Genomic DNA, 19226 nt, shown 5'->3' with positions numbered 1-19226 from the left:
GGCCCCTGACGCGTTGTTCCGGCAAGGACAACAGCAAGAAGGAGGCTCAAATGGCTTCCCATTATTCAACTGACGCCGCGCCAGCCGATAATCAGGCTTTCGCCCAACCCTTTGATGAAACAAAGGCGATGGGGCGCCGGGGCGAGCTGCGTCCTGACGATGCCAAGCTCGGCGACCAGGTAGTGCCGGTCGACCAGGCGCTGGACGGCGGCCAAGGCGAACGCTTTGGCGAAAAAGTCGATCAGTCATCTGCGGGGCGCCTCGGCGCGACCGACGAAGGCGTTGAACGCCTGTCGGCCGATGATCAGGAAAAAACCAAGAAAAAACCTGAAGACAGCCCGGATCCGGACGATGAGGACGACAAGCTCGATGACGCGCTGGATGACACCTTCCCGGCGTCCGATCCACCGCCGGTGCGTCCGGGTGAAACCTAGACACGCAGTCGCGTTCGGAGGTTGGTCATGAACGATACAGTCCGTAAACAGGAGCAGGACGAGATGGAATCCCTTGATCGTGAAGCCCAGAGACGACGTGAAGCCGGCGCCGACGGCGCCGAGGCGGACAGGGTCCCCGAACCCGGTCCTTCCGAGCACAAGGACTCAGAGGACAAGAACGATTGACCTCATGCGACTCAAAAAACGAAAGCCGGGCCACGCGCCCGGCTTTTGTGTGTTTGAGTGAACATCATTTACTGATCTGAACAGCGCTCGTTTCTTCTTGAAAGAATATCGATATTCCAATTATTAACAGATTCGTTAACCAATGTGCTTGAGTGAAGGGTCAAGTGTTGCTTAGAGTTAATGTGTTGGAAGTCCAAAGTGCCCTTGAGACGGTCTCGTTTCCGTTCCCGGCCCGGCTTCCGGCATGTCAGGCTCCCCCTCGGTCCTGACGGGCGGCTCCCCTCAATTGCCGCCCTGCCTACCGGCCTCGCCCCTGGAGGTCGGCAGCCCCTGGGGTCTTGCAGGCGTCAGCGCTGCAAGACCCCGAGTGCAACCACCGCCCGCCGCCCCGTCCCATCCAGCGGGGCCGGGCGGTGGGTCTATGCTGCAAGCATGCCTGATCCCTGAATGCAGCCCGCGCCGCTGGCCATATTGGCGGCTGCGAGAGGATGCATCTTTGCGTCTTCAGACCGGAATGGACCAGACATCCATGGCGAGGGCCGCGTGCGTGTAACTCTCATGCAATTGTTCACCGGCGCCGCTTGCAGCGCCAGCCGCTGCGAGGAGCGGCCTGAAGTGCTCGGGGCTGGGATGATTGCGTCGGGCTTGGGGCGCCGTGGTCCAGTTCATCAGTTCGGACCAGTGCCCGGCGGCCATCGCTTGCCGCGCCCAATCCGCGAACTCTTGGGCGAAGGGGGCGGGCGGTGCGTCTTCCGGCGCCGATAGCGCATCCCGCAGCGAATGGGTCAGCGATCCGGAGAAGACGAGCTGGATATTGTCTTCTGAGAGCGGGGCGAGCGCACGCCCCAGGCGCCAGCTGTCTGCATCCGTGCTGTGGCGACCGGGCAGGGAGACCTGGAGGACCGGGATTGAGGCGTCGGGCTTCATCAGCGCCAGCGGAACCCAGACCCCATGATCAAACCCGCGATGGGCGTCCGGCACGGCGTCAATGCCTGTGGCGTTGAGCTGAGTGACAAGGGCCTCGGCTTGTTCGGGCGCGCCAGGAGCCGGCCAGTCATAGCTGTGCAGTGCTTCGCTGAAGCCGCGGAAGTCATGAACGGTGGCGGGGCGACGCGCGGACGTAACAGCAACCGGCGCGCTCTCCCAGTGTGCGGATACGACGACATAGGCGGCGGGAGAAGGTCGGGTCTCGCCCAGCCTGATCAGGAAGTCCCGCGCGGCCGACTGGCCTGTGAGCAGGCTGGGCGCGCCATGAGAGAGGAAGAGAGCGGTTCGGGCCATGTCATTCCATCCGGTCAGTGTGAGAGATGTGAGATGACAAACCTGCTCGCGAAATATAATACCCACATTTCGGGATTTACTCTTTCCCTAAAGGAAACACATGGACCGGATCGACGCCCTTCGCCTGTTCGCCGCCGTGGCGGAACTGGAAAGCTTCACCCGTGCGGCCGAACGGCTGGGCATGACGGCGGGCGCGGCCTCCAAGCAGATTTCGGCCCTTGAGGAGCGCATGCAGGCGCGCCTTCTGGAGCGGACGACGCGGTCTGTGCGTCTGACCGATGCCGGGCGCGCCCTGCTGGATCGTGTCGGGCCCTGGCTGGCGGAATATGACGCCATCGAGAACGGCCTTGTGGCCGAGCAGGCGGCGGCGGCGGGCGTGTTGCGCGTGTCGGCGCCGGTGGATTTCGGCTCCTCGCGCCTGATCCAACCGATCACCGCCTTCATGGCGCAATGGCCGGGCGTGGAAGTGCGTCTGGAATTTTCCGACCGCATGGTCGATCTGGTCGATGAAGGCTTCGATCTGGGCGTTCGCATCGGTCAGCTGACCGATTCCAGCCTGATCGCGCGGCGTCTGGCCCCGGCGCCGATCAAAGTCGTGGCGAGCCCGGCCTATCTGAACGCGGCGGGCGCACCCGAGCATCCTTATGACCTGTCCGGGCATGACTGCATCATCGATCGCAACAAGCCCGCTCCCAATCTCTGGCGCTTCCAGCGTGAGGAGGAAAGCGTTGAAGTGAAGGTGTCCGGCCGCCTGACCCTGCATGGCGCCCGCGCGGCGGTTTGCGCCGCGGCCAATGGAGCCGGGATCGCGTCCCTGCCGGGCTGGGCGGCGCATGCCTCCCTGGAAGATGGCAGCGTGGTGGAGATCCTGCCCGACTGGGCGCCGGATCATCGCGATCTGTGGGCCGTCTTCCCGTCCAATCGCTATCTGGCGCACCGGGTCCGCCTGCTGGTCGATCACCTCAAGGACTGGTTCAAGGACGGGCTGTAGGCATGATCGTCAGGCGGGCTGACCCTGTTCAGGACGCAGATCCGGTCTGGGCGATTCTGGAACCCATGCTGCGCGCGGGCGAGACCTACGCCATGCCGCGCGACTGGAGCCGCAAGGACGCGCTCGCCTACTGGCTGGGGGCGGACAAGCATGCGTTCGTGGCCGAGGATGAGAGCGCGGTCCTGGGCGTCTATTATCTGCGCACGAACCAGATGGGCGGCGGCGCGCATGTGTGCAATTGCGGCTATGTCACCGCTCCGAACGCCCAGGGGCGCGGCGTGGCGCGCGCCATGGCCGAGCATTCCTTTGAGACGGCGCGGGCGCTGGGCTATCGCGCCATGCAGTACAATTTCGTGGTGGCGACGAATGAACGCGCGATCGGGCTCTGGCGATCTTACGGGTTCGAGGTGGTTGGCGCCTTGCCGGGCGCGTTTGATCACCCGAAGCTGGGGTATGTGGACGCCCTGGTGATGTTCAGGACTCTCTAGTCCAGAAAGGCCCTGATCCGCTCTGCTAGCGCGTCGCGGTCCTTCATCTCGCATTCCCAGATGACTTGCGTACGCCAGCCCTGCGACGCCAGCGTTTCAAGATTGTCGGTATCGCGCTCTACATTGCGCCCGATCTTGGTGCGCCAGTATTCGGCGTTCTGCTTGGGCTGGCGTGAGCCGCGCGCGCAGTCATGGCCATGCCAGAAACAGCCATGCACGAAGATCACCGCCTTGCGGCCGGGAAAGACCAGATCGGGCTTGCCGGGCAGGTCCTTGCGATGCAGGCGAAACCGGTAGCCCATAGCGTGGGCGAGCCGGCGAACGATCATTTCCGGTTTGGTGTCCTTGCCCTTGACCGCGCGCATCACCCGGGCGCGGTCTTGCGGGGTGAACACATCGCTGCCCTTCGGGTTCACCATGGCAGACGACCACGCCCCACCAGCGTCCAGCCCATCCAGTTGCGTATGCCGGGCAGGCGACAGCCCAGCCCCATGAGCGCGTCTCTCAGGACGCCAATGATCCGGGAACCTGATTGAAAGACCGGGGTCAGCGCCCGGCTCATCAGACTGTAATAGCGTGCCGCGGGTTTGCGCTCCGCCTCAAAGCGTCCGAGCGCATGGACCACGGGCGCGTCATCCTTGAGCTGACGGGCGAGACTGAGCGCATCACACAGCGCCAGATTGGCGCCCTGGCCCAGTTGCGGGCTCATGCCGTGTGCGGCGTCACCGATCAATACGGCCTTGCCCCGCCGCCAGCTGGGGCAGACACAATCGCGGTAGCGCGCCTCTGAAAATGTATCTGCATCGCTGATGGGGTCGATGACATCGGCGGCGCGCGGCCATAAGGCACGCAATCGCGCCTTGAACGCCTCCAGTCCGTCTGAGCGCCAGGCGGGGAAGGCGTCCCCGCGCAAGGACCAGAAAAAGCTGACGCCCGGACGGCCTTCAGGATCTGCAGGATTGTCCCCGACAGGCAACAGACCAATCATCACGGAGCAGCCGCGATAGACCTGATCGAGCATGCCGTCACGCCGTTCGTCCGGGTCGGGCAGGATCGCCCACATCGCACCCCAGGGATAAACCGGATCGCGGGCTTGGGGGCAGATCTGGCGTCGCAGACTGGAATGAGTGCCGTCCGCCGCGATCACCAGATCATAGGGCTCGCTCATCTCGCCGGTTTCCAGCTCCAGCCTTGGCCGATCGTCCAGATCGTGCAGGGCGCGCACGCCTAGTCCGGTCCGCCAAGCTATGTCGGTCTTCAATGCGGCCGCGTGAAGCAGATTGAACAGGCTGGCGCGATGAATGCCGACGCCCTTGTCGCCGGGGCGTCCATCCGCATAGCGCAAATCCAGCACGGTGCGCCCTTTGGGTGTGCGACCGATCAACCGGGATATGTGCGCGCCGCGGGCTTCGGCTTCCTGCCTCAGGTCCATGGCGTCGAGCGCTTCAAGGCCGGACGGCTGCAAGAGCAGGCCTGCCCCTAACGGGCGCGGCGTGTCAAACCGTTCAAATACGCTGACGGCATGGCCATCCCGGGCGAGAAGGGCGGCGCTGGCCAGCCCGGAAATCCCGCTGCCGATGATGGCGATCTTCATGACTATTCCGCGGGCTCGCTTGTAGGCATGACGGTTTCAGCGTGTTCCAGGATCGGCTCGAACAGGCCTTCACGCAGGAAGGCGACCACGGGCGCGGCGACGCCGTCGCCCGCCAGGTGCAGGCCGGCGCTTTCGCGCTTGGGCAGCCTGTACTCATCGGGCAGGCCCATCAGGCGCGCATATTCCCGCGCTGTCATCGGGCGAGTGCGCACGCGTCCGGATCGCACCGAGACAATGAACTGACGCGACGAGCCGCCGCCCGGCGTGCGCAGGCACCCGGCCAGACCGTCAAAGCGCACTTCGGCGCGCTGCACGCGTTCGCCCTGTTCGATCCGGGTCCGGCGATAGAGCGCGCCGATCATGGGCGTGTCGGACTGGCGCGCCGCCTTGAGCTTGGCCTTGTTGCCCGGGCTCATCATCGCCAGCAGGCGCTTGGTTTCTTCGGGGCTGTGCCAGGGCGTGCGGCGCGGCGGCTCGATCAGATCGCCCAGCATCTGGTTCGGAATGGGCGGCACGGGCAGGGCCCACCACAGCCAGTTCGCTTTCAGGGCCTCGGGCAGACGCTCCGCCGCCCGGCGCACGGCGCGGGTATGGAAGGGTGAAATGCCGTCCGGCGCTTCATCCAGAACCAGCTCGTCGGGAATGGGGATGTCCTTGCGCAGCGCCACGACGAACAGGCGCGGGCGCGATTGCGGCACGAACCAGCGCGCATCGATCTCCAGCGCGCCCACCCGGTAACCGCCTTCGTCCAGGGTCTGGCACAGGGCGGCGAAATCGGCGCCGTTCGAGCAGGTCAGTAGTCCGGTGACGTTCTCAAGAGCGATGAGCTTGGGGGCGCGCCCCTCGGCCCTGAGCCCCTCGATGAGACGCCAGAAGCCGTAGAACACGCCTGAACGTTCACCCGCCAGCCCGGAGCGAGGCCCCGCCAGCGACAGGTCCTGGCAGGGAAAACTGGCCCAGGCGAGATCGGCTTCGCCCGGCAGGTCTGACGGTGTCAGCGCGCATACATCGCCCTGATGGAAATGCTCATGCCCGAAATTGTCGCGATAGGCGTTGGCCTTGTCGGCATCGATATCGTTGGCGAACCGGCATTGCCAATGCGCACCGAGTCCGAGGCGCGCCATGCCGCCGCCACAAAAGAACTCGTAATAGCCGTATCGGGAATCACTGCGCATGAGCCACAGCATACAGGCTTGGCGCTTTGAACGAAGCGCGAGAGGGCGCTAAAGTGTGCGCGACTGTAAGGGCCGGGGCGGTCAAGGACAGGGTGACGGGATTATGAGGCGTCTTTTCGTCCGCTATGCGGGAATTCTCGGGCTGGTTCTGGGGTTGAGCGCCTGTTCGCAGACCCTTCCGCCGCCGCCATCGCCGTTCTCCGGCTTTGACGACACGGAGGCCTCACGCCCGTTTGCGCCTACACCCAGCCTGGCCCCCGACACCCGACCGAATGGCGAGCCGACATCGGGCTATGAAATCGATGGCGAGGGCTTTTACGGCGATCTGCACCTTCTGGAAGCGGACGGGGCCGTGCGTGTCATGTACGCGCACGCCGTCGAGGGTGATGTGACCTTGCACGCCGAGCTCAGACCGGAAAGCCAATGGCTGCACGATGGCGTGCGCCGGTTTGAAGGGTTTGATGATGCGGGCGGGGCGGTCACCGTCGAACTCGAAGCCGGGCTATGTGAGAGGGCGGGGCGCAGTTATGGCCGCTTCGCCCATATCGAAACCGAAGCGGGGGTCTATGAGGGCTGCGCGACCGAGATCGGCCCCCAGCCCAGCTGGAGCGATGGACTGCCGCGCTATCTGCCCATGATCCAGGCTTGTCTGGATCAAAGCCAATCGTCTTCCATGGCGTTCGTGCGGGGCGCGGGCCGCACCCAGGTGCTGCATGTGGAACAGACCGGTTCTAACGCGGTCGTTCGCATGCGTTTCGGGGATTCCGGACGCTGGGATTGCGTGCTTGAAAGCGACCAGGTCCGTTGGAGCGTCGTCAGTCCTCAAGCGCCGGCTCGTCCGGGCGAGGCCGATCCGGTTTTCATCCTCAACGCCATGCCGGAAGCGGGCGAGGCCTGCGCCGTCTATGAACGCGTCCTGGATGAAGAGGGCGAGATGCTGGGCGCGCTGGGTTATGATGCATGCATGAGCGGCGCCATGGCGCGTCTGGGGCCCGGATTGCGGTTCTAAAAAGGGCGTCAGGACATCTGGCGCGGCGATTCCGACTCGCGGCACAAGTGCGGTATGATGATACGGGTTTTGACAGCATCGGCTCTGGCCGCCCTGAGCTGCAGCGCCGCTGAAGCGGAACTGCGCGATATCTCCCTGTTGCAGGACGCCGGACGCACCCAGCTTTGGCTCAGCTTTGACGACCAGCCCCGGGGAGTGGAGGTGCGACCGGGGACGGGCCTTGTCCTTCATGTGGACGGGGTGACATCCGAAGGCGCGCGCCGGATCGAGCCTGCTGTTCGCGGACCCGTCTCTGCCCTGGCGCTGACGCCGGCGCCCAATGGCGTGTCGATTTCCGTCTCCGGCGCCTTTTCCGGCGGCGAGGCGGAAGTGCGCCAAGGCGGCGTCCTGGTGACACTGATGAATGTCACGGGCGTCTCGGCGCCGATCACCCGGACCCCGCCGCAAACGCATGCGGCCGAGGAAAGCGCATCTGAATCCGCTTCATCTCCGGCCGCGCAAAACCAGCAGGCGTCTTCGTCTGCTCCCACCCCGTCATCAGCGGCGCAGGGCGCAGGCGCCGCGCCTGGCTCGGCCATGGACACTACGGATGCGCAGACGTCATCGCAATCGGTCACCGACGCCGAGCCGGATGAAACCCATGCCAGTTCGACCCATGACCCCGCCCGTGGCGAAGCGCTGGAGCTGGGCGGGGATATCGTCATTGATGAGAGCGTGTGTCCGGATTCCGCCGCACGGCTGGCCGATGCGCCCTGGGATCTCAACCTTCTGTCCACCCATGCGGATTGTCTGGTGAGCATGGGCGACAGCGAGGGCGCGGTGGCGCTTTACCAGCGCGTGCTCGCCTTTGACCCCAGGCATTTCCAGGCGGCCTTGGGGCTCGCGCGTATCCTCAGTGATCAGGGCGACCATCAGGCGGCGGCGGAGCTCTTTGATACCGCCGCCAGTGCTGCGCGCACCGATGGTCAGGCCGTCCAGGCGCGCATGGCGGCGCGCCGCGCACGGGAGCTGGCGGGCTCTGGCGGTCAGTAGGCCGGGCTAGAGCGCCAGCCCGGCCCGGGCCTTGGATTGCAGCTGAGCCAGGAGGTCGGGCGACATCCGTTCGAGCCGGCGTGTTTCAAGATTGAGCATGCACGCCACCGCTTCCATGCTCCACAGGGGGGTGCCGGTGACAGGATCAAGCGCCCAGTGCACCAGGGTCCGTACGGTCTCGGTGGCTGATTTCAGGCCCGACCGGATCACGAACCCCTCTCCCTGGGTGGGGAAGCGGCGGAAGTTGAGCCGGGATTCCAGCACCGCGCTGGCCACCGTCAGCGGCGTGTTCTCGGCGAAGGCCTGCCATTGCTCGGGGAAGCCGTCGCTGAAATGGATGACGCTGTCGGACACTTTCCCGATGCCGAATTCGGCGCGCATACGCCCGAAGGCATCCAGCTCCTCGCGATTGATGCGACCGCGTCCGATTTCCTGAAGTTCGAGTTCGTTCGCTTTGGTGAGCGACAGCGCGTCGCTGGGCGCTGCCTGGCTCAGACTGCGGGGCGTCAGCAGTTCGGGGCGCTTGACCAGACTTGAGCCCAGCACATCCAGGCTACGTTGAGGCCATGCAAACACCCGCCCGGTGATGGTGTGGGCGTGCTCGGCGCGGATTTCAAAGGTTGCAGCCGGGGCGCCGCTGGCGGCGTGATACAGGACCATCGCCACCGTCAGGCTGGTCTCGTCATGGCTGACGACCCCGCCTGAAATGTGCAGGGGCGCGCCCGGGCGCGCTTCGGCCAGAAAGCGGATGCAGATGTCGCGCGGGATCAAGGTCGCAGTGGCGTCAGGCGCAAAGGCGCGGTGCATGCCCAGCTGGTCGGTCAGGCCGCCCAGCGCTTCCTGGGCCTTGGCCATGTAGAACCGGACATTGAGATGGCCCAGCTCGTCGCATTCCCACGCATTGGCGTTGCCGCGCCACAATACCTGCATTCGCCCGACTCCCGTCTGTCTGTGGAGAAAAGCTAGGCCGGTTCGGCGGCCCTGTCAGGGCGCGAGCGTGGAAAAGCGTAAGCGATCAGTTCGCGCAGCGGACGCACTGGCCATAATGCTCGACCACTGAGCGCGTGATCACAAAGCCTTCAGGCGCATCGGTGGGGGCGCGATGCATGTGGCGTTCATCCACATTGCCACAGGACTCACAGATGAAGAGCTCGGCCGAGCCGGTGCACGGATCGTCTTCGTCATGACCGTTCAGGCAGGCGGTGTAGGCGTTCAGCGCCTCGACCTTGTGGGCCAGCCCTGCACGCGTGAGAAAGTCGAGGGCGCGATAGACCGTGGGCGGTTGCGCCGCCCCGCCCGGCTTGAGGGCGGACAGCAGATCATAGGCTTTCACGGGCCCGCCTGCCTCCACCAGCAATTCCAGTACCCGCCGGCGCATGGGCGTCAGGGACAGGCCGCGCTCGGTGCAAAACCGTTCGGCGGCGTCAAGCATATGAATCGCGGTGCTCATGGGGTCATCCTAACGGCTTTCGCGGGGGAGGGCGAGCCTTCGCGCCAGCCCCTGAAGTGGAAGCCGCCGCTCAAAGCTTGCGATTTCTTCATGCACATAGGTGGGATTCCCAACTTGATGCGCCAAGGGGGTGACGTTATGACATTACGCAACGTGACTATATAACATTGCGGGGTTGTTTCCATGGCGTCTTCTTCTTTCCACGCGCGCAAGCTGGGTGCTGCGGTCAGCCTACTGGCGCTGGTCGGTCCCGCGGCCTTCGCCCAGGCGCCGGACAGTACGTCCGATGAGGATGTGATCGTCGTCCTGTCCGCACCGCTGCAACTGAACAGCGATGAAATGGTGGGCTCGGTCGGGGTGGTGTCGGCCGATCAGATCGAACGCGATCTGAACGGCAACATTGCGGACACGCTTGACCGTCTGCCGGGCGTGAACAGCACCTATTTCGGGCCGGCCTCGGGACGTCCGATCGTGCGCGGTCTGGGGGCGGACCGGGTGCGCTTGCTGATCAATGGTCTGGGCGCGCTGGATGCGTCGAGCTCCAGCCCTGACCACGCCGTGTCGGCCGAGGCGCTGGGCGCTCAGCAGATCGAGGTGCTGCGCGGCCCGGCGGCGATCGCCTATGGCGGCGGCGCCGTGGGCGGTGTGGTCAACGTCCTGGATGGTCGCATTCCGTCCGAACGCAATGAGGACCAGTTTGACGGCTTCGCCTATTTCGGCGCCACCAGCGTAGACGAAGGGACCCAGGCGGCCGGTCGCATCACGGCGGATTTCAACGGCCTGATGATCCAGTTTGAAGGTCTCAAGCGCGAGGGCGGCAATTTCGACATTCCGGGTTTCGCCGAAACCGAAGCCCTGCGTGAAGAACATCACCACGAGGATGAAGACCACGACGAGGACGAGGATCATAACGACGATCATGAGGGTGAGCATGAGGAAGAAGAGCCGGCCTATGGCGAGGTTCCCGATTCCGACTACACCTTTGAAACCTATTCTGGCGCTGTCTCGCTGGTGCGCGACTGGGGCTTTGTGGGCCTGTCGGTGAAAGAGACCGACGCTGAATACGGTTTGCCGGGCCATGACCATGCTCATGAAGACGAGCACGGCCATGAAGAGGGCGACGAGGACCACGACGAACATGATCATGAAGACGAGGATCATGACGAAGACCATGACGAGCACGGCCATGAAGGCGAAGAAGCCCCGCGTCTCGTTCTGGACCAGACTCGCATCGATCTCCGCGGCGAACTGAACCGGGATGCGCTGTTCAACCGGCTGCGCTGGAGCTTCGCCCACGCCCACTACACCCATGCCGAGCTGGAAGAGGGGGAGATTGGCACCCTGTTCCGCAAGAACGGTTTTGAAGGCCGTATCGAGCTGGCCCATGACCATGGCGACAACCGTCAGGGCGCGTTGGGCCTTCAGGTCCTGACCCAGGATTTCTCGGCGGAGGGCGAAGAGGCCTATATCGAGCCCGTCACCACTCAGGACTGGGGCGCCTTCGTCACAGAGCGCTGGGACAATGGCGACTGGGGTGTTGAAGGCGGCCTGCGTGTTGAATCGCGCAAGCTGAGCGGGCAACGCGCCAACCGGTCCTTTGACACGATTTCCGGCTCGGCTTCGTTGTTCATGCGGCCCGATGACGCCTGGTTCCTGGCGGCCACCCTGTCGCGGACCGAGCGGGCCCCGACCGATGCGGAAGTCTTCGCCGACGGCCCCCATGCCGCCACCCGCGCCTATGAGCGCGGCAATCTGGATCTGGATACGGAAGTGGCCTGGTCGGGCGAATTCACGGCGCGTTTCTCCGGGGATCGCCTGACGGCGGAAGGCAATATCTTCTATGCCGATTATGACGGCTTCATCGGCCTGTTCCCCACGGGTGAGGAAGAGGACGGTTTCGATGTCTTTGAATACCGTCAGGCCGATACGGCGCTCTATGGCTTCGAAGCGCTGGTGACAGCCGATCTCGGCGCTGTGCGCGACTGGGCCATCCGTGGTGAGGCGGGGCTCGATTATGTACACGGAGACGTGGACAGCGGTGGTAATCTGCCGCGCATTCCGCCCCTGTCTTCCAACCTGGCCCTGATTGCCGAACACGGCATCTGGTCGGTACGCGGTGAAGCGCACCTGGTCGCGGACCAGGACGAGACTGCAGCTTTCGAAACCGAGACGGACGGCTACGCCATGTTCAATGCGGATGTGGAAATCACGCCGTTCGCCGACCACGATGTGCGTGTCATTCTCGGTGTGCGCAACATCACAGATGAGGAAGGCCGGGTACACACCTCCTTCCTGAAAGACCAGGTGCCGCTGCCGGGCCGGAACTTCCGGATCGCTGTGCGCACCCGCTTCTAAAGCAGGGTTCTTCCCTTCCCTGCGGCAGGGCGTCGCGCGTCAGCCGGACGCGCGGCGCCTTGCCATATATCAAACCTTCGCGAGCGGGCGCAGAAAGTCCCCATCTTCACTATGGGAAAAGGGACGAACCCATGAAAAAGCTCCTTCTCGCCGCCGCCGGCGTCGCCGCACTGACCGGTCTTGCCGCACCGACCGCCCTTGCTGAACAAGGCGACTGGCAGTTCCGCGTGCGCGCCATCACCGTTCAACCTGATGAGGGTGCGAACATCGAAGCCATTGGCGGGGATGTCGATATCGACACCTCTGTCGTGCCCGAGTTCGACATCAGCTACTTCTTCACCGACAACATCGCCGCCGAGCTGATCCTGGGCGTGACGCCGCATGATGTGACGGCTGTGAACACGTCGGTCGGCGATCTGAATCTGGGCGATGTCACGCTGCTGCCGCCGACCCTGACGCTGCAATACCACTTCAACCCCGAAGGTCAGGTGCGTCCGTATCTGGGCGCCGGCGTGAACTACACGCTTTTCTTCAATGATGACCTGCCCGACAACACGATTCTGGACGGCATCGACTACGACCCGTCCTTTGGTCTCGCCCTGCAGGCGGGCGTTGACTACGCGATCAACGAGCGCTGGTTCCTGAACTTCGACGTCAAGAAGGTCTGGATCAACACCGATGTGGAAGTTGACGCCACCACCGCGCTTGGCGCGGTCGTGAACGCTGACGTGGACATTGATCCGTGGATCGTCGGCGTCGGCTTTGGCTGGCGCTACTAGAACCCTCTGCAAGGGGCGGCCCTGAATTCGGATCTCCCCCAGAGACAAGGGCCGGAAACGGGCGCTCCGCTGATGCGGGGCGCCCGTCTTGCATTGCAGTGCCCGATCTTGATGCGTGTGTCCCGTTATGTTGCCTCACAAGCGGGTCTGCGCTAACGATCCATCAACGTTTCAAGAGGGGGAGCCCCATGGCCGACGCCGCCGCCAACAAGCCGACCTTGACCGGGTCTTTGCCGCTTTACAAAAAGCCTGTGCCGCTAAATCCGCAAGAGCATCAGGGCAAGGGTCTGCGCTACAATGATCGCCCGTTCGACTTTCTGAGTGAGTCTCACTTCGTGCCGGTCACCCTGGGTGAGTTCGGCGCTGCGGGCACGCGCTTCCCGATCATCTTCCTGGGCGACAACAAGACCCCGGTTGTGGCGATGGGCCTGCAGGCAGGTCAGAACCTGTTTGTTGACCCTCAGACCGGTCAATACGAGCAATTCGCCTATCTGCCGGCTTTCGTGCGCCGCTATCCGTTCGTCGCCGCCAATCACGGCCCGGAGAGCGATCGCTTCACGGTCTGCGTGGATACCGAATCTCACCTGTTCTCGGATAATCCCGAGCAGCCCTTCTTCAACGACAAGGGCGAGCCGACCGAGTTCACCAACCGCGCCATCGATTTCGTGCGCCGGTTTGAATCCGACGTGAAGCTGACCGAAGATTTCGTCAAGCGCCTGACCGAACTGGATCTGTTCGATCAGCAACAGGCGACCTTCCAGCCGCGTAACGCTCAAGGCGAGCCGCAAGGCGAGCCGCAAGTGGTCGCCAGCTATTGGGGCGTGTCGTCTGACAAGCTGCGGGCACTGAAGCCGGAAACCCTGGCCGAGCTGCGCGACAACACCTATCTGGGCGCAATCTACGCACACATGCTGTCGCTGGGTCAGTGGGAAAGCCTGATTTCTCGCGCGGGCGCCCGCAACGCCGGTGCTGGCGCTCCGCCGCCGCCGCCGCAAGCCTAAGCGACTGAAATCGCGAGACTGAAAGACCGGTCGGGGCATGGCTCCGGCCGGTTTTTCTTGGTTTGTATCACAGCGGCTTTCACAACCCCGTCAGAGCTGTTTCGCTGTGGTCGGTGAAAGGGCTATATCAGCCCGACAGGGATCACTGCCCCGATCCGCCGCGCCCAAGGAGCCTCTGACGTGACACGCCTGCTTGCCCTGATACTGATTCTGGTTTCCAGCGCCCCGGCTTTCGCCCAGTTCGGCTCCTCTGATCCCATGGTTGATGCAAGCCTGGTGTCCGACCGTGCATCTGTCGCGCCTGGGGAAACCTTCCATCTGGCGCTGCATCAGCAAATCACGCCGGGCTGGCACACCTATTGGCGCAATCCCGGTGATTCCGGTGAACCGACTCGCCTCGAGCTGGATTTGCCCCAGGGCTGGGACACAGCCGACATGATCTGGCCGGCGCCGAGCAGCTATGATCTCGGACCACTGACCAATTACGGATATTCCGCCGAGGTGACCTTGCCGGTGCCGGTCACCGTGCCCCAGAACGCAGCTACGGGGCCCTTGACGATCACGGCCTTTGCGACCTGGCTGGTCTGTGAAGAGATCTGTATTCCCGAAGAGGCCGAGCTGAGCCTGACCCTCGATGTGGGCGACAGCATCGAGGACCGAGCTGGTGCGGCGCTGATTGATCAGGCGCTTGAGCTGGCTCCTGTTGCGGCGCCGGATCTGCGCGCCGGACTTGAAGGCGATAGCGACGGCCTTGTGCTGACCCTGAGCGATGTTCGGTTTGACGAGGCCGCGCTCTCGGACGTCACATTCTATCCATATGAATCCGGCGTCATCGATCATGCCGCCGAGCAAACGCTGACTCATGACGGCGCCGATCTGCGTCTGGATCTGACGTCTGGCTATCTCAGCCGAAACGGGGTGGATCAGCCGCGTCGCGGGGTACTGGTCTATACCGCGCAGCGTGGTAATGCCTGGACCGAGGAAGCGCTCATTGTCACCGCGAATGACGGCTTGCGCGTCAATGACCTGGCCGCCGCCGCTCCGGCTCCGCCCCGTCCGGGCGGGCAAGACGGGCAACCAGCGCCTCAACCGCAATCCATCGGCTTTCTTCAGGCGGCGGGTCTGGCGCTTCTGGGCGGCCTGATCCTCAATCTCATGCCGTGTGTCTTCCCGGTCCTGTCCATGAAGGCGCTGACCCTGGTCGAGAAACGCGGCGCCGCGCGTAACGAAGCGCGGATGCTGGGACTGGTGTTCGCTGCCGGCGTGGTGGGCACCTTCCTGGCGCTGGGCGGGTTGCTGCTGGTTCTGCGTATTGCCGGTCTTCCCGCCCTATGGGGCATGCAGCTCCAAGCCCCGCTGGTGGTCGCCGGGCTCGCCACGCTGATGTTCCTGATCGGCCTGAACTTCATGGGCCTGTTCGAGATCGGCACATCGCTTCAGTCGGTGGGCTCCGGGGTCAAGGATAGCGGGCGTCGCGGCGCCTTCCTGACCGGCGTGCTGGCGGTATTCGTGGCTGCGCCGTGTCTTGCGCCCTTCATGACCGGCGCGCTCGCTTTCGCCCTCACTCAGCCCGCCCTGGCGTCGCTTACCATCTTTGTGTTCTTGGGCGTGGGACTGGCCTTCCCCTTCGTGCTGGTCAGTTTCGTGCCAGCCCTTTTGAATCTCCTGCCGCGTCCGGGGCCCTGGATGACGCGCTTTCGCGAAATCCTGGCCTTCCCGATGTTCGCCACGGCGATCTGGCTGATCTGGGTGCTGTCCGCCCAGCTGGGCTCGAGCGGCGTACTGTGGCTGATGCTGGCGTTGCTGGCTGCCGCCTTCACGGTCTGGGCGTTGCGGCTACGTGGTCTTGCAGGGCGGATCACCGTGCTGGCCGGCGTTCTGTTGACCCTGGGGGCGCTATCGGTGACGGCGCGCATGGAGCCGGTGAGCCAGACATCGCCGGGGCAGAGCGCCTGGGCGGAGTGGAGCGACAGTGCCGTCGCCGAGGCGCAAGCCGCCGGTCGCCCGGTCTTTGTGGACTTCACCGCGGCCTGGTGCGTCACCTGTCAGGTGAACAAGCTGGGCGCCTTGTCGGATGGTCAGGTGAAAGCGGTGTTCGCCCAACAGGATGTGGCGCTCTTTCGCGCCGATTTCACCAATCAGGACCCGCAAATCGCGGCGGCGCTGGATCGTCATGGCGCTGCGGGCGTTCCCCTCTATCTTGTGTATCCGCCCAACGGGGGCGACCCTGAGGTGCTGCCGCCGCTTCTGACGAGCGGCATCGTGATCCAGGCGGTCAATGACGCCGTAAACTAGGCGGGTCAAACTAGGCCCGCGATCAAAGGGGAGTGACGCCAATGAAGATGTTTTCACGTCGTTCGATGGGCCAGGCCATGGGCCTTGCAGCCGCCGCCGCTCTGACCACGTCTGCATTCACGCTGGAAGCGCACGCCGATGTGGTGACGGGCGAAGCCGCGCCGGCCTTTACGGTCGAGACGGCCAGTGGCGAGACGCTGTCTCTGGAGAGCCTGTCCGGCCAGACCGTTGTCCTGGAATGGACCAATCATGGCTGCCCCTATGTGCAGCGTCATTATGGCTCCGAGCATATTCAGGACCTTCAGGCCGCTGCGGCGGACGATGATGTGGTCTGGGTTCAGGTGATCTCCTCCGCGCCCGGCGAGCAGGGGCATGTGGGCGCTGATGAGGCGCTGGCGCTGAACCAAGAGCGTGGCGCGACGCCGGCCCATGTGGTTCTGGACCCGTCCGGCGAGATGGGTCGTCTGTATGACGCCCGTACGACCCCGCATATGTATGTGATCGATGCCGACGGCGTGCTGCAGTATCAAGGCGGGATTGACGATCAGCCGCGTCCGCGCCCCGGCGACCCTGAACCGACGGACTATGTCACCATGGCCTTGGCGGCTGTGAGTGCGGGCGAAACGCCGGATCCGGCGCAGACCCAGCCTTATGGCTGTAACGTCAAATACGCTTACTGAGCCCCGGATTGCGCCGGACAGGATGAGCTGAGCGCCGCCGCCTGCGCATCAGGCGTTGTGGCGATCTCGGCTGCCTGTCCGGTTAGCCGGGCGATTTCGAGATAGGCCCGGGCATGATCGGCGCGGCTGCCCGGTTCTGACAGGAGCATGGCGCGGTGCTCGGCGTCCTCGCTCATGCCGCGGAAGATACAGCGCAGATCCGTGGGGCCCCCGCTATCCTCCACCGCGCGCGACAGCCGGTAGGCTTCCAGCGCGAACTCGTTCAAATCCGTCAGGAAACCGTCTTCAGGCGGTAAGGCCGCGACCGGGGCGGCGGGGCTGCGCGCCATGTCTTGCGCGCGGGCTCGGGCCTGGGTGTGAAGGTGCTGAGAGAGCGCGACCAGATCAGCGGATATGTCAGGCGCAGGCTGGGCGCTGAAGGCGCTGGCGATGATGACAAGCGTGTGAGCGAACATGGACGAGATCCGGTTTTGTGTGCTTAGAGCGCCTTGCAAACCCGGCGCCGCTTGATCCTTGCGTCCCGCAAGGCTAATTCGCAGGCCCTTCGATACTTTTAATCTGAGCGAGCATCCTCATGGCCAAGACCAAGGCGTTCCGTCCCAAAGCCCGTCGTCCCCGCGGTTTTGAGGATCGCGCCGCTCATGTGCTGCGCGCCGAGCGCGCCCTCGTGGGCGCCGCCAGCGCGGTGTATGAGCGCTGGGGCTTCGAGCCGCTCGAAACCCCGGCATTCGAGTATGCCGACGCGCTGGGCAAATTCCTGCCCGATGAAGAACGTCCCAATGAGGGCGTCTTCGCCATGCAGGATGATGACGAGCAGTGGATGGCGCTGCGCTATGACCTGACCGCGCCGCTGGCCCGTTTCGCCGCCGAGAACTTCCAGGATCTCGCCAAACCCTTCCGCCGCTATCAGTTCGGCGAAGTCTGGCGCAATGAAAAGCCCGGTCCGGGGCGGTTCCGCCAGTTCGTCCAGTGCGACGCCGACAGCGTCGGCGCGCCGGGGCCGGCTGCGGACGCCGAGATGATCGCGCTCGCCAGCGAAGTTATGGGCTCCGCCGGGCTGGGTGCGGACGAGTTTGTCATCCGGGTCAATGACCGGCGCTTGCTGGATGGCGTGCTGGAGCGTCTGGGCGATGCGGCGGCTGAAAAGCGCCTGCGGGTTCTGCGCGCCATAGACAAGATGGATCGTCTGGGTCTTGAAGGCGTCGAACTGCTTCTGGGCGAGGGGCGCAAGGATGACAGCGGCGACTTCACCGAAGGCGCCGGGCTCGACGCCGAGCAACGTCGCCACGTGCTGAACTTCATCGAAGCGGGCCAGGTGGATAAGGCGCTGTCTGGCGCGGCGCGCAATACCGAAGTGCTCAAGCGCCTGATGGCGGCTTTGGGCGACACAGAGGCGGGCAAGCTGGCGGTCGCCGATCTTGAAACCATCACGGCTGTCCTGGACGCCCTGGGCAAGTCGGGCAAATGGACGCTCGACACCTCCGTCGTACGCGGTCTGGGTTATTACACCGGTCCGGTGTTCGAAGCGGAACTGTTGGCGGAAGCCACCTATGACGATGGCTCCCCGATCCGCTTCGGCTCTGTGGGCGGAGGCGGTCGCTATGACGATCTGGTCAGCCGCTTTACGGGCCAGGCCGTACCGGCGACCGGCTTTTCCTTCGGAGTGAGCCGCTTTGCGGCCGCGCTTTCCGCCCTCAAGCGTCTGGACGCCGCCAAGGCGGATCCGCTGGTGATCGTTGTCGCCGCGGAAAAGGATCGCATGGCGGATTATTTCGCCCTGGCGAGCGAGCTGCGCGCCTCGGGCTTGCGCGCTGAAGCCTTCATTGGCGGCGGCAATATGGGCAAACAGCTCAAATATGCGGACCGCCGCGAAGCCGAGTTCGCCGTGATCATCGGCTCTGAGGAACGCGAGAAGGGCGAAGCTCAGATCAAGGATCTGAAGCTGGGCGCGCGGCTGGCTGCGGAAATCTCCGATAACAAGACCTGGCGCGAGGATCAGCCCGCCCAGTTCACGGTCGCACGCGACCAGATCGTCAGCGCGATCAAGGAGCGGCTAGCTGGCGCCTGAATGTGGCGAAATTGCAGCATGGCGAAAGATCGCCTGACTCTAGGGGCTTGACGTTCCTATGACGGTTAGGCCAACGTTTGAACAGACAGGGCCTGACCGTCTTGTCTCTTAAGTGGTGTCTCTGGGGAGGAGACGTCTCTTAATCGACCAACCAGAATCTTTAAGCCCGGCGTCTGATGACGCCGGGCTTTTTTTCTGCTGATCCGCTTCTTAGTAGTTTGACCAACGCGGGCGTCGAGGATTGTTGTCCCGGCTCTCGTCTTCTTGAGACGCCTGCGTGGTTTGTGTGGATGCCGAGTTTGTCTGCGTGGTGGCGCAGGCTGACAGGGTGAGCGCAAGCAGGCTGGCTGCCAGCGCCAATGCTGCGGTTTTCGTAGTCATGCTCTTAATCTCCCAGAGTGCTCCGCT

The 19226-nt window shown here is 64.1% G+C and carries 19 protein-coding genes; 12 read left to right on the top strand and 7 right to left on the bottom strand.

All coding sequences use genetic code 11. The features are described 5' to 3' along the window. Positions 1-50 precede the first annotated feature (50 nt). On the top strand, positions 51-434 hold the full coding sequence (locus tag RBA95_RS10805) for a hypothetical protein (protein ID WP_306016866.1): 384 nt from the start codon (positions 51-53) through the stop codon (positions 432-434). Between the two features lie 27 nt (positions 435-461). Continuing rightward, positions 462-620 (top strand): hypothetical protein, encoded by a 159-nt coding sequence (locus RBA95_RS10800; RefSeq protein WP_306016865.1) that lies wholly within the window; start codon positions 462-464, stop codon positions 618-620. A 504-nt stretch (positions 621-1124) separates the two neighbouring features. Here the strand turns inward: RBA95_RS10800 and RBA95_RS10795 are convergent. Further along, positions 1125-1901, bottom strand: coding sequence for a class III extradiol ring-cleavage dioxygenase (locus RBA95_RS10795; RefSeq protein ID WP_306016864.1), 777 nt, complete (start codon positions 1899-1901; stop codon positions 1125-1127). Positions 1902-2001: 100 nt separating this feature from the next. Between RBA95_RS10795 and RBA95_RS10790 the strand changes: the two genes are divergently transcribed. Together RBA95_RS10790 and RBA95_RS10785 are read left to right on the top strand one after the other, a co-directional pair. Continuing rightward, positions 2002-2892 carry a LysR family transcriptional regulator gene (locus RBA95_RS10790; protein ID WP_306016863.1) on the top strand — a complete coding sequence of 297 codons (891 nt, stop codon included), beginning with the start codon at positions 2002-2004 and terminating at the stop codon, positions 2890-2892. Positions 2893-2894: 2 nt separating this feature from the next. Next, the gene (locus RBA95_RS10785; protein ID WP_306016862.1) at positions 2895-3380 is read left to right on the top strand and encodes a GNAT family N-acetyltransferase; all 486 of its coding nucleotides are present in this window, start codon (positions 2895-2897) and stop codon (positions 3378-3380) included. On the opposite strand, the gene RBA95_RS10780 is transcribed toward RBA95_RS10785, so the two are convergent. From RBA95_RS10780 to RBA95_RS10770, 3 genes are read right to left on the bottom strand one after another with little or no spacing between them, the layout of a single operon-like run. Continuing rightward, positions 3377-3799: a very short patch repair endonuclease gene (locus tag RBA95_RS10780; protein WP_306016861.1), complete on the bottom strand. Its 423-nt coding sequence runs from the start codon at positions 3797-3799 to the stop codon at positions 3377-3379. The two genes, RBA95_RS10785 and RBA95_RS10780, sit on opposite strands and share 4 nt — an antisense overlap. Continuing rightward, complete coding sequence (locus RBA95_RS10775; RefSeq protein ID WP_306016860.1) at positions 3793-4974, bottom strand: NAD(P)/FAD-dependent oxidoreductase; 1182 nt, start codon at positions 4972-4974, stop codon at positions 3793-3795. Before RBA95_RS10775 ends, RBA95_RS10780 begins: the two co-directional genes overlap by 7 nt. 2 nt (positions 4975-4976) lie before the next feature. Then, the gene (locus RBA95_RS10770) at positions 4977-6149 is read right to left on the bottom strand and encodes a DNA cytosine methyltransferase (protein ID WP_306016859.1); all 1173 of its coding nucleotides are present in this window, start codon (positions 6147-6149) and stop codon (positions 4977-4979) included. A gap of 103 nt (positions 6150-6252) precedes the next feature. Here RBA95_RS10770 and RBA95_RS10765 point away from each other — a divergent pair, with 103 nt between their 5' ends. Both RBA95_RS10765 and RBA95_RS10760 read left to right on the top strand, forming a co-directional pair. Then, positions 6253-7158, top strand: coding sequence for a hypothetical protein (locus RBA95_RS10765; RefSeq protein ID WP_306016858.1), 906 nt, complete (start codon positions 6253-6255; stop codon positions 7156-7158). 69 nt (positions 7159-7227) lie between these two features. Beyond that, entirely contained in the window at positions 7228-8190 is a 963-nt protein-coding gene (locus tag RBA95_RS10760; RefSeq protein ID WP_306016857.1) for a tetratricopeptide repeat protein, read from the top strand. 6 nt (positions 8191-8196) lie between these two features. On the opposite strand, the gene RBA95_RS10755 is transcribed toward RBA95_RS10760, so the two are convergent. Further along, positions 8197-9120, bottom strand: coding sequence for a thioesterase family protein (locus tag RBA95_RS10755; protein ID WP_306016856.1), 924 nt, complete (start codon positions 9118-9120; stop codon positions 8197-8199). A gap of 85 nt (positions 9121-9205) precedes the next feature. Beyond that, complete coding sequence (locus RBA95_RS10750; RefSeq protein ID WP_306016855.1) at positions 9206-9640, bottom strand: transcriptional repressor; 435 nt, start codon at positions 9638-9640, stop codon at positions 9206-9208. A 183-nt stretch (positions 9641-9823) separates the two neighbouring features. On the opposite strand from RBA95_RS10750, the gene RBA95_RS10745 reads away from it, so the two are divergent. The 5 genes from RBA95_RS10745 to RBA95_RS10725 all read left to right on the top strand — a co-directional run bounded on the left by RBA95_RS10745 (position 9824) and on the right by RBA95_RS10725 (position 16750). Continuing rightward, entirely contained in the window at positions 9824-11995 is a 2172-nt protein-coding gene (locus RBA95_RS10745) for a TonB-dependent receptor (protein ID WP_306016854.1), read from the top strand. 131 nt (positions 11996-12126) lie between these two features. Next, on the top strand, positions 12127-12774 hold the full coding sequence (locus RBA95_RS10740) for an OmpW family protein (RefSeq protein WP_306016853.1): 648 nt from the start codon (positions 12127-12129) through the stop codon (positions 12772-12774). A gap of 188 nt (positions 12775-12962) precedes the next feature. Then, positions 12963-13775, top strand: a complete 813-nt coding sequence (locus RBA95_RS10735) for a SapC family protein (RefSeq protein WP_306016852.1) — start codon at positions 12963-12965, stop codon at positions 13773-13775. A 180-nt stretch (positions 13776-13955) separates the two neighbouring features. Beyond that, complete coding sequence (locus tag RBA95_RS10730; RefSeq protein WP_306016851.1) at positions 13956-16070, top strand: protein-disulfide reductase DsbD; 2115 nt, start codon at positions 13956-13958, stop codon at positions 16068-16070. 41 nt (positions 16071-16111) lie between these two features. Beyond that, positions 16112-16750 carry a redoxin domain-containing protein gene (locus tag RBA95_RS10725; RefSeq protein ID WP_306016849.1) on the top strand — a complete coding sequence of 213 codons (639 nt, stop codon included), beginning with the start codon at positions 16112-16114 and terminating at the stop codon, positions 16748-16750. Here the strand turns inward: RBA95_RS10725 and RBA95_RS10720 are convergent. Next, positions 16744-17205, bottom strand: a complete 462-nt coding sequence (locus RBA95_RS10720) for a hypothetical protein (RefSeq protein WP_306016848.1) — start codon at positions 17203-17205, stop codon at positions 16744-16746. The two genes, RBA95_RS10725 and RBA95_RS10720, sit on opposite strands and share 7 nt — an antisense overlap. A 119-nt stretch (positions 17206-17324) precedes the next feature. Here RBA95_RS10720 and hisS point away from each other — a divergent pair, with 119 nt between their 5' ends. Beyond that, positions 17325-18818: a histidine--tRNA ligase gene (gene hisS / locus RBA95_RS10715; protein WP_306016847.1), complete on the top strand. Its 1494-nt coding sequence runs from the start codon at positions 17325-17327 to the stop codon at positions 18816-18818. The last annotated feature ends 408 nt before the right edge of the window (positions 18819-19226 follow it).

Origin of the sequence: Oceanicaulis sp. MMSF_3324, from assembly GCF_030733545.1 — a bacterium.
In the GTDB taxonomy this organism is placed as follows: Bacteria; Pseudomonadota; Alphaproteobacteria; order Caulobacterales; family Maricaulaceae; genus Oceanicaulis.
Note: the sequence above shows the minus strand (reverse complement) of the source record. Positions and strands in the feature narration are given on the sequence as shown.